The following is an 8,687-nucleotide window of genomic DNA, read 5'->3' as shown; positions in this document are numbered from 1 at the left end:
CCCTCATTCAGTCCGCCAAAATGAACGATGTTGATCCGCTCGCTTGGCTAACGCAGACCCTTGAACGTATCGCGGCCGGCTGGCCATCAAGCGATATCGAGGCTCTCATGCCCTGGAAATTCCAGAACTAACGGCCTCAGTTCATCGCTTACGGTACAAAGACCTATCCGTCTGAAATCCCCCAGCAACAGACATCGGCTTTGGCCGATCGGGATCCGATTTTGGGGGCGCTTCCGGACTGCGCTCGCCACGGTTCCGCCCGCGGCCTTGACTTAGACCAAGTCATAGACCATTTCTTGGGAGAAAACATGCGAAAGCTTAAAGGAGTCTAGGTGATGCGCGTGTCTGTCAGCGAGGCCAAAGGGCAACTCACTGAGTTGGTGAAGCGAGCCGAAGCAGGAGATGAGGTCATCCTAACCCGTCGCGGCCATGAGATCGTGCGCCTGGTCGCCGTCGCGGTCTCACCCGGCCTGAAGGGGCGGCGCGCATTGATGGAGAAAGCCAGGGCATCGGCCGTAGCCAAAGCGCTTCAAGGACCAGCGGCCGCCCGCAGCCAGGACTTTCTTTATGACGATGACGGGATGCCGGCATGATTGCAGTTGATACATCAGCTCTCATGGCGATTGTGCTCGACGAGCCGCAGGGCGAAGCTTGCATGACGGCAATCGAAGAGGCGGATCGACTGTTGATTTCTGCCGGCACCGTCGCTGAAGCCCTCATCGTAGCCTCACGACGCAATGTCGGCGAAGAAGTCAGCCTACTCATTTCGGGCCTCGGCTTCGAGATCGTATCAGTAACAGCTGCGGCCGCCCGTCGAGTAGCTCATGCCTACGGCCGATGGGGCAAGGGTGTTCATCCGGCTGGGCTGAACTATGGCGATTGCTTTTCGTATGAAGTCGCCAAGGAGCACGATTGTCCTCTGCTTTATGTGGGCGAAGATTTTACGCAGACTGACGTTCGGCGGGCTCGTTAGCGCCTCTTCTCGATCGAAACGGGCCAACTGACTGGAAGTTGAAGAGGCGTGGAGCATCCGATTCACATCTATTTGCTCTTGATGGGGTACGAACCGACGACCCTGTGGTTATGAAGTGTTTCCCTCCTCAAATTTTCCAATAGCAAGTGTCGACTTAGCCTCGATAGAGTGTCCGACCGGGGGCCTGCGGCCTCCACGGGCGAACTGCAACGACGTAGCGATCTCGGTCTCGCTTGGGAAGTGCAGCGTGATTTTTCGAGCTTGAGGGCCATGCGCAACTCTCCAACTCGTTTTGACATCCATCGAAGAGGCGAAATATCGCATTTGGTATTGCGCGTTGCAGTTGATGCGATAACATGCATCTGGTGTTTTTCGGGGTAAGTACCGGTGTTCCTGCGTCAATCCGTTCTGGCCCTTTTTGCATCCGCAACCTTGTTCGGCGCGGCGCGTGCAGACATGACGATACAGAGGATACCAATCGAAAACGCCGCTCCCATTCTTCTGTTGAAGGGTGAATTCAGCCAGTCGGATGATCCTCAGCAGCTTTCCAAGGAGGTCGCAGCAAGCGGCGCCAAGACCGTTACCTTTGACAGCAACGGCGGCAATATCCTCGTAGCCATGGCTTACGGCAGGATGATCCGGTCGCTCGGGCTGGCGACCTTTCAGCTGCGTGCTAGCCAATGCGCATCCGCCTGCACGCTGGCATTCGTCGGCGGGGTGATCCGCCAAGCAGAGCCGGGTGCCATCGGTGTTCATCAATCGTCGTTTGCGCCCGGGGCCGGGCTCGACGGCCCCACCGCCGTAGCTGCGATACAGACGATGACCGCGCAGATAATGTCGTATTTTACGGAAATGGGCGTCGATCCGAAGCTGCTTCAGGTCAGCCTCTCCGTACCCAGCGACGATATGCGATATCTCACCGCCAGCGAGATGCAAAGCTATGGTGTGACCTTCGGCAACCTCAACGATATAGCCGGTCGGCTTGCCGCAGCAGGAGCGGCTGCGCCGGCAGTTTCCTCTTCCGCGACGCAGGAACCTGCAGCACAGACAGACGAGCAGAAGGCCAGGGCCTTCATATCTGCCTACTATGACGCCTGGTCTCGCGGAAACACCGACGCGGTCGTATTCATTGAAAAGGCGTATGGCGAGAACGTGGATTTCTACGGAAAAGCGACGCCCAAAGGTGAGGTGGTCACTGCGAAGCGCGACTTTGCGACACGATGGCCGATCCGGGCATACAGCGAAAGACTACAGTCTCTGAAGATCAACTGTTCCGATACCTGCAGGATCGAAGGAAATGTCGATTGGTACGCAAAGCGCGCCGGCGATCGTATATCATCGGGGACGGCGGAGTTCGCCTTCGTCTGGGATGTGAAGACCGGAACAATCGTATCGGAGAGCGGAAAGGTCAGCGAGACCGACAAGGGAGCCTCCGCACCGATCCGCCTGATAGCGCAGTGGCAAGAGCAAAATGGAACATGCCGCGGTGGTAGTGGAGATTCGGCTGACACTCTGGCAGCCTGTGACCGACGCGAGCGCATCGCAGCAAAGCTTCAGACCGTCGGTTGGTGCTTCGGTCGCGAAGGCCAGTATGGCTATCAAATGGACTGGCATGCATGTGACGTCCCATCGTCGCAGCAAGTAGCTGCGAGCGCCAACGCATCAGGCGCGTCGAGTGTGGTGCGGAAGAACCCGGCCGACTTTCCGATCTCAGGCCGATTTGCCGGGAAGACGATGCTGCCGGACTTCAAGGGGCGAGACCGCCAGTTCAATTCCTTCAGAACTCGCATCCGTGATGGCATGCGCCAAGGCCCCAACTTTGCAGGGCACTACACCCTTATTCAGATCGGCTGCGGAATGGGATGCTCCTTCGCAATCGTCGCCGACAATAAGACCGGCCGGCCGGCGAGCTTTCCGCGCGGCGGCGAGGCGAACATGTATCTTGCGTTGGACTACAGTCTCGAAAGCCGCCTGCTTGCGGCTCAATGGTTCAGCTACGATTCCGGTCGCTGCTTCCTTGAGTATTTCGATTTTGATCGAGATGATTGGAAACCGCTGACGAAGGCCGACATCGGAAATAGCGATACCTGTTACAAGACCATCGAAGAAAATCTTCACTGATGCCGCGCTGTCCCGGCTCAAAAGAATTGGCCTAATCCCAAGCTCCACGCAACTGGCCGGGATCGCCCGGCAATGCGGGATCTGCGAGACGGGCACTCTCAACATAGAGACCATAGCGCGTTCCGTAACCTGCAACGCTCAAGCCCATGCCGGGTGCAAGGCTCTGCCTAAAGCTATCGGGGAAGCCGCACAGTTCTCTGAACATCAAAGGCAATCCCTCAAGCTTGATCGGTCTGCGGCAGTCTTTGCTCTCAAAGCCGTCGATTCGCACCACCGTGTAAGGCAGCTCGACATGCGCGCCGGCGAACAGTGGGAACATCATTGGAACGATAAAAATGGCGATATTCCTACCGGCAGCAAAGGCAAGCAATGCCGCGCCGCAAATGATAATCGGATAGTCGTCCCGAAGCTCCTGATATATGCGCAGCACCAGAACATTAGACCGCAGCCGATACCAGGCCGATAGCAAGGCTCGGTTTACTCATCAGTGCCGCCCACTCCGTCGATGGCAGAAATAATGGAGTGAACACGTCGACAGCTTCGAAAATCGGTCTTAATTCCTGACCTGAACCGCCGTTCAATCGGCAGCCTTTCCAACGGTGTCGGCAACGAAAGCGCCGCGTTCTCCCATTGGCTTTGGTGGGCCAGTCGTGGAATCGCGGACCGTCTGGTGCTCCAGTTCGGCATTGAGCTCGGCACCGACGATCAGGATGATCACCGATATCCAGACCCAGACCATGAGGCCGATAAGCGCGCCGAGGGTGCCGTAGGTCGCATTGTAATTGGCGAAGTTCTCGAGATAAAAAGAGAACAGGATGGATGCCACTAGCCACAGGAGCGTGCTGAACACGACCCCCCAGCTCAACCATTTGAGCTTCGCCTGCTCGCGGCTTGGACCATAACGATAGATGACAGCGATGCCACAGCCGACGAAGACGAGAATAAACGGCCAACGACCGAAGCGCGCGAGAAGCTCCTGCCAGCGGTCAAGCCAGAGATAGGCAAGAGCCGCAGGCAGCACGCCGATGGCAGCGATGAGAACGATGGCAATGATGAGTGCGCCGAAGGTGAATGCGAGTGATAGGAGGTTGAGGCCGACCAGGCTGCGCTTCTCATCTTCCTGGTAGGCGACGTTCATCGCATCAAACAATGCCTTCATGCCGCTGTTGGCGCTCCAGAGCGCAATCACCAGGCCGGCGACGAACGCGAAGCTGAGCGTCGATGTCTTCTGCTGGGTGAGCGCGGTCAACTGGTTGAGGATAAGGTCGAAGGAGCCGGGCGGGAAGACGCTTGCGAGGAAGCTGATATGGCCCATGATGGTGGTCGGATCAGCAACGACCCCGTAGAGCGCAACGAGTGCGCCAAGCGCCGGAAACAGCGACAGCAACAGAAAGTATGTTACTCCCGCTGCGATCAAAGTGACCCGGTCAATCATGACCGCCGTGACGACGCGCCAGAACACGTCGCGCAGTCCTTTTACCGGAATCTCATTGGGTGAGTCGGCATGCCGGCCTCGACCTTTTTCGACGGCTTGCCGCGGCATGCTCTCCCGACCGTCGCTCATTGTCATCGATCCTGTTTCGCTGGACGGTACAACGCATGCGAAGTGCAAAATGTTCGAACGAAGGCGGCGGCGGGCACACGCTTTCGTTTCCCCAGCCATGCCTGTATCAGTTCGATCGCCCGTGAGCCTGCACCGGCGCAACCGAGTCCTTGGTGTCTTCGATATGGGCCGCACCGGTTTTGCCTGGGCACATGATCCGCCATGACATGTCGGTCCCGAAAGTCGCCGCCGTTCTCGTGGTGATAACGGATGGGATCATCCTGGAACAGACGGATCAGTCTTCGGCGCCATTCTTCCTCAGCCGCGACTACGCCATTCGCATCGAGGCAGCCCTTACCGTAGACGGCAAACGTCGGCAAAACTCCATTCCCATATAGAAGAGATTACCATGAGTGATCGGAAAGAGAAGCCCGTCTAGCGGCCCATTGATGCCACGCGGCAGGTAATCTTCCTTTGGCCCGCCGCACATCACCGACAGCATCGCCCGTTTACCCTTCAATATCCCCTCGCCATAGCGATAGGCGTTACCGGCATCCCTGTAGCCGTAGGCGAAGTTATAGGCAAAGGCCCGTTCGATCCATCCTTTCATGATCGCCGGCATGCCGAATCACCGGAGCGGAATTTAAGGATGACCGCGTCCGCCGCCAGGAGCTTCTCCTGCTCGGCGACGACATCGGCTATCTGCAAGCCATCATTGTAGGCATGTCAGGATTCGTCGATGAAGGACAGGCGCCGCTCATCAACGCGGCTCGGAAAACCGTCGGCATCGAATACTGCCTTCCATCTCATGCCGTATAGATCGGAGGTCAGGACTTCGTGGCCCTGCTTCTGAAGCGCGTCGATGCCAACGTCTATGAGATGGCGCATCAATGACGTCGGTTCCGGCTGCACATAAACGATAAACTCCCTCGGCAGCGGTCGGATGTGAAAGGAACTTGCCGAGCCCTTCTATCCTCGCCGGCCGACCGATGATCCTCAGATGCAGGCCGATCGATAGTATGCGCGGGACATGCCTGCCTTCATCGTAGAGTCGCAGTACGCCGGGGTAACGCCCGCTAACCCTGAAGTAACGATAATGTTGCTAAAAACGTCTATGGCCTCGTGGCGGACTGGTTACGTACGGGACAGCAAATCCCGTTAGCCTTGGTTCGAATCCAAGCCGAGCCCTCCCGATTACCTGTGTCACCTCAGCGCCTTGCAATTCAAAGCGTTCGGGCCGCTTCAGGCCGCAAGCCTGCCGATCCGGCTTATATCCTCACGAAAGCGCGCCAGCTCCTCATCTCGCCTGACCTTATCTGGCATTCGCAACAAGTAAGACGGATGGGCGGTCACGAACAGCGTCTGCGTCGCATCCATAACGATTGGCCGGCTGCGAACGTCTTCCAAGCGGTCCTTGCGATCCGTCAACGAAAAGAGCGCTGTCGCTCCCATGGCCACAACGAGCTTTGGTTTGACCAGATCGATTTCACGCGTCAACCACCAGCGACAGTGCTCGACCTCCCCCGCATTGGGTCGTTGGTGGATGCGCCGCCTGCCTCTCGGCTCGTACTTGAAGTGCTTGACTGCGTTAGTGACGTAGAGCTCCTGCCTTTCTAGACCGGCAAGGGACAGAGCCTCATCGAACACGCGGCCGGCAGGCCCTACAAACGGCCGGCCAGCAAGATCCTCCTGATCGCCGGGCTGCTCTCCGACGATCATGACCTTCGCATCGACAGGTCCTTCGCCGAATACCGTCTGCGTGGCCCGACAGTAGAGATCACAACGCGTACAGCGCCTCGCCTCCCCGCGCAGTGCCTCTATCGTGCCGGCTTCGGCTATCGGTGCATCCGGCACACGCGCCGCAGCCTCCTGCAGGCGATGATGAAAGGGGAGCGGTTCGGTTGCTTGCCGCCGCCCCATTTCGATGAGCTTGGTTTCCGCGCTTACGATGAGGCTCGGAATGAGTTCTGCCTCCGGCAGGTTTTTCCAATACTTCTTTGGCATCTCCGTCATCATCATCTTCACCTTCAATCGCGCGGGATTGAAAATCGAAGCGTAATAGGTGCGCCAGAGTTCGTCGGTTTCATCGGAAATGTCAGGCTTTTGCGCCGGCTCGGTCGAGGTCCGCAAAGTTTGGCCGTCCCACGATGCCGAGCCGCGTGGCGTAGCGATGATCCAGTCCATGTCGTTGAAACGACGTTTGAAGAATGGTGCGACGCGAGCGACGACGAAGTGATCGGGCTCGAACCAGGCGAGAAAGCGCCGCCGGCCAGCGCCGCCGGCAGGTAGGGGGATTTCCTTAAAGCGGACGAAGGCCGTCATCTTGTGATAATCGCGATCGATGGATTTTTGCATGCGATGGGCCAATGCGACGTCTGCATCGGTCTTCACATCCAGCAAATGTCGTTCCGCTTTCAAGCGAACGAGAAGCCGGTAAAGCAGGGCAAATCGGCCGGGATCGGAGTGACAGACAACGGCGTCCGCCAACCGAAGGAAGGCGGGTGGGACCGACATTTGAGTAGTGGTCGTTGTGAACGGGAGAGGCGGCGCATCGGAATTCCTCAGCAAGCCGAGATCTCCTCCAAACAGCCCCTGCTCTTCGTTTCTCAGCCGCCAATCAATCGCCTTGGGTTCGAGGCCAGCAGCCAGGAACCGTCGCGCCGCATCGCGCCATTCGGACAGATCGCCGCGTCCTTCAAGAAAGCAGGTCTCCATCATAGCAAGGACAGCTGTTCCGGTTTCGGCATGAACACTGATCGCAAGTCGGCGCGATCGATCAAGCGATGTGGCGTCCAGTCCTCTGCGAGGATAAACGTCTGCACCTTTTTCAACGACACGCCGAGCCGTGCGACGTCCTCCAGTCGCAGCCGCTTGAAGCGCCGCGTCGACAGGATAGACTTGACGGTCTTGGTGCCAAACCCAGGTACACGCAGAAGCGTTTCCTTATCTGCGCGGTTCACATCGACGGGAAAGCGATCCCGATGGCCAAGCGCCCAGGCCAGCTTTGGATCGAGGTCAAGATCGAGCATGCCGTCGGGTCGCAACGAAGTAATTTCCGAGATGTCGAATCCGTAGAAACGATAAAGCCAGTCCGCCTGGTAAAGGCGATGCTCACGCATCAGCGGCGGCTTGATCAGCGGCAGGTTTTTCGAGGAATCGGGGATCGGGCTGAACGCGGAGTAATAGACGCGCTTCAGGCCGTAGCTACCGTAAAGCCGTGCACTTGTGCCGAGGATTGTGGCGTCGTCGGCCGCATCAGCGCCAATAATCATCTGCGTGCTTTGCCCGGCCGGCGCAAACTTCTTCCGCTGCTTTGTCAGCAATGTCGGCTCGGCCATCTCTTCGATCTTGAGGCGAAGATTGCCCATGGATTGCCGGATGTTGTCGGGGCGTTTTTCTGGCGCGAACTTTCCGATCCCAGCATCGGTCGGTAGTTCGATGTTGATCGACAGACGATCGGCATAGAGACCCGCTTCCTCGATCAGTTGCGGCGATGCTTCGGGGATGGATTTAAGATGAATATAGCCCCGGAAATTGTGCGTCGTGCGCAGTTCCCGAGCGATCCGGACCATTTCCTCCATTGTATAATCGGAAGAGCGAATAATACCCGAGGACAGGAAGAGGCCTTCGATGTAGTTCCGGCGATAAAATTCGAGCGTCAGCCAGATGACCTCTTCGACCGAAAACCGTGCCCGCGCGACATTGCTGGAGGACCGATTGATGCAGTATGCACAATCGTAGATGCAGAAATTGGTCATCAGGATCTTGAGAAGCGAGATGCATCGTCCGTCCGGCGCGTAGGCGTGACAGATGCCGGAGCCCTCGGTTGAGCCCAACCCGCCAGAAGCAGACGAATTGCGCTTTGTCGTTCCGCTGGAGGCACACGACGCGTCATATTTTGCCGCGTCCGAAAGGATAGCCAAGCGTTCTTTAAGCGACTTCTTCATGCTTTTGTTCACTAAACGTTCTTGCCGCATTTGTCAATGAAGTTGGCCCCCCGGCGGCGCCAAGTGCTAGGTCGTTGACTTGCGCGCAAATCGATCCCATCTA

General features: G+C 57.6%; 10 protein-coding genes. 4 read left to right on the top strand and 6 right to left on the bottom strand.

The genetic code is table 11. The features are described 5' to 3' along the window. From GR212_RS35290 to GR212_RS35275, 4 genes are all read left to right on the top strand, one after another. Positions 1–131, top strand: a 131-nt coding sequence (locus GR212_RS35290; protein ID WP_163994489.1) for a transposase domain-containing protein, incomplete at its 5' end; no start/stop codon positions are given. Between the two features lie 204 nt (positions 132–335). Then, positions 336–593, top strand: a complete 258-nt coding sequence (locus GR212_RS35285) for a type II toxin-antitoxin system Phd/YefM family antitoxin (RefSeq protein WP_113372627.1) — start codon at positions 336–338, stop codon at positions 591–593. Next, positions 590–973, top strand: coding sequence for a type II toxin-antitoxin system VapC family toxin (locus tag GR212_RS35280; protein ID WP_163994487.1), 384 nt, complete (start codon positions 590–592; stop codon positions 971–973). The genes GR212_RS35285 and GR212_RS35280 overlap by 4 nt, the downstream gene beginning before the upstream one ends. 432 nt (positions 974–1,405) lie before the next feature. Further along, on the top strand, positions 1,406–3,094 hold the full coding sequence (locus tag GR212_RS35275; protein ID WP_246726215.1) for a hypothetical protein: 1,689 nt from the start codon (positions 1,406–1,408) through the stop codon (positions 3,092–3,094). A 31-nt stretch (positions 3,095–3,125) separates the two neighbouring features. On the opposite strand, the gene GR212_RS35270 is transcribed toward GR212_RS35275, so the two are convergent. From GR212_RS35270 to GR212_RS35250, 6 genes are all read right to left on the bottom strand, one after another. Further along, a complete protein-coding gene (locus tag GR212_RS35270) occupies positions 3,126–3,563 on the bottom strand; it encodes a hypothetical protein (RefSeq protein WP_163994482.1) in 438 nt (145 codons plus the stop codon). A gap of 108 nt (positions 3,564–3,671) precedes the next feature. Continuing rightward, complete coding sequence (locus tag GR212_RS35265; protein WP_432444435.1) at positions 3,672–4,664, bottom strand: YihY/virulence factor BrkB family protein; 993 nt, start codon at positions 4,662–4,664, stop codon at positions 3,672–3,674. A 301-nt stretch (positions 4,665–4,965) separates the two neighbouring features. Further along, positions 4,966–5,259 carry an NAD(P)H-dependent oxidoreductase gene (locus tag GR212_RS37425; RefSeq protein ID WP_246726212.1) on the bottom strand — a complete coding sequence of 98 codons (294 nt, stop codon included), beginning with the start codon at positions 5,257–5,259 and terminating at the stop codon, positions 4,966–4,968. A 104-nt stretch (positions 5,260–5,363) separates the two neighbouring features. After that, positions 5,364–5,525, bottom strand: a complete 162-nt coding sequence (locus tag GR212_RS37420; RefSeq protein ID WP_246726210.1) for a hypothetical protein — start codon at positions 5,523–5,525, stop codon at positions 5,364–5,366. A 354-nt stretch (positions 5,526–5,879) separates the two neighbouring features. After that, positions 5,880–7,352, bottom strand: coding sequence for a UdgX family uracil-DNA binding protein (locus GR212_RS35255; RefSeq protein ID WP_432444436.1), 1,473 nt, complete (start codon positions 7,350–7,352; stop codon positions 5,880–5,882). Then, entirely contained in the window at positions 7,352–8,584 is a 1,233-nt protein-coding gene (locus GR212_RS35250) for a putative DNA modification/repair radical SAM protein (protein ID WP_163994495.1), read from the bottom strand. The genes GR212_RS35255 and GR212_RS35250 overlap by 1 nt, the downstream gene beginning before the upstream one ends. Positions 8,585–8,687 lie beyond the last annotated feature (103 nt).

Origin of the sequence: Martinezella lusitana (assembly GCF_010668395.1) — a bacterium.
Classification (GTDB): domain Bacteria; phylum Pseudomonadota; class Alphaproteobacteria; order Rhizobiales; family Rhizobiaceae; genus Rhizobium; species Rhizobium lusitanum_A.
This window is presented reverse-complemented; position numbering and strand designations above follow the sequence as displayed.

What these genes read in the sequence shown, in the direction of transcription:
- GR212_RS35255 (WP_432444436.1), bottom strand. Translation starts at nt 7,352, where the DNA reads ATGGAGACCTGCTTTCTTGAAGGACGCGGCGATCTGTCCGAATGGCGC.
- GR212_RS35250 (WP_163994495.1), bottom strand. Translation starts at nt 8,584, where the DNA reads ATGAAGAAGTCGCTTAAAGAACGCTTGGCTATCCTTTCGGACGCGGCA.
- GR212_RS35265 (WP_432444435.1), bottom strand. Translation starts at nt 4,664, where the DNA reads ATGACAATGAGCGACGGTCGGGAGAGCATGCCGCGGCAAGCCGTCGAA.
- GR212_RS35285 (WP_113372627.1), top strand. Translation starts at nt 336, where the DNA reads ATGCGCGTGTCTGTCAGCGAGGCCAAAGGGCAACTCACTGAGTTGGTG.
- GR212_RS37425 (WP_246726212.1), bottom strand. Translation starts at nt 5,259, where the DNA reads ATGCCGGCGATCATGAAAGGATGGATCGAACGGGCCTTTGCCTATAAC.
- GR212_RS35280 (WP_163994487.1), top strand. Translation starts at nt 590, where the DNA reads ATGATTGCAGTTGATACATCAGCTCTCATGGCGATTGTGCTCGACGAG.
- GR212_RS37420 (WP_246726210.1), bottom strand. Translation starts at nt 5,525, where the DNA reads ATGCGCCATCTCATAGACGTTGGCATCGACGCGCTTCAGAAGCAGGGC.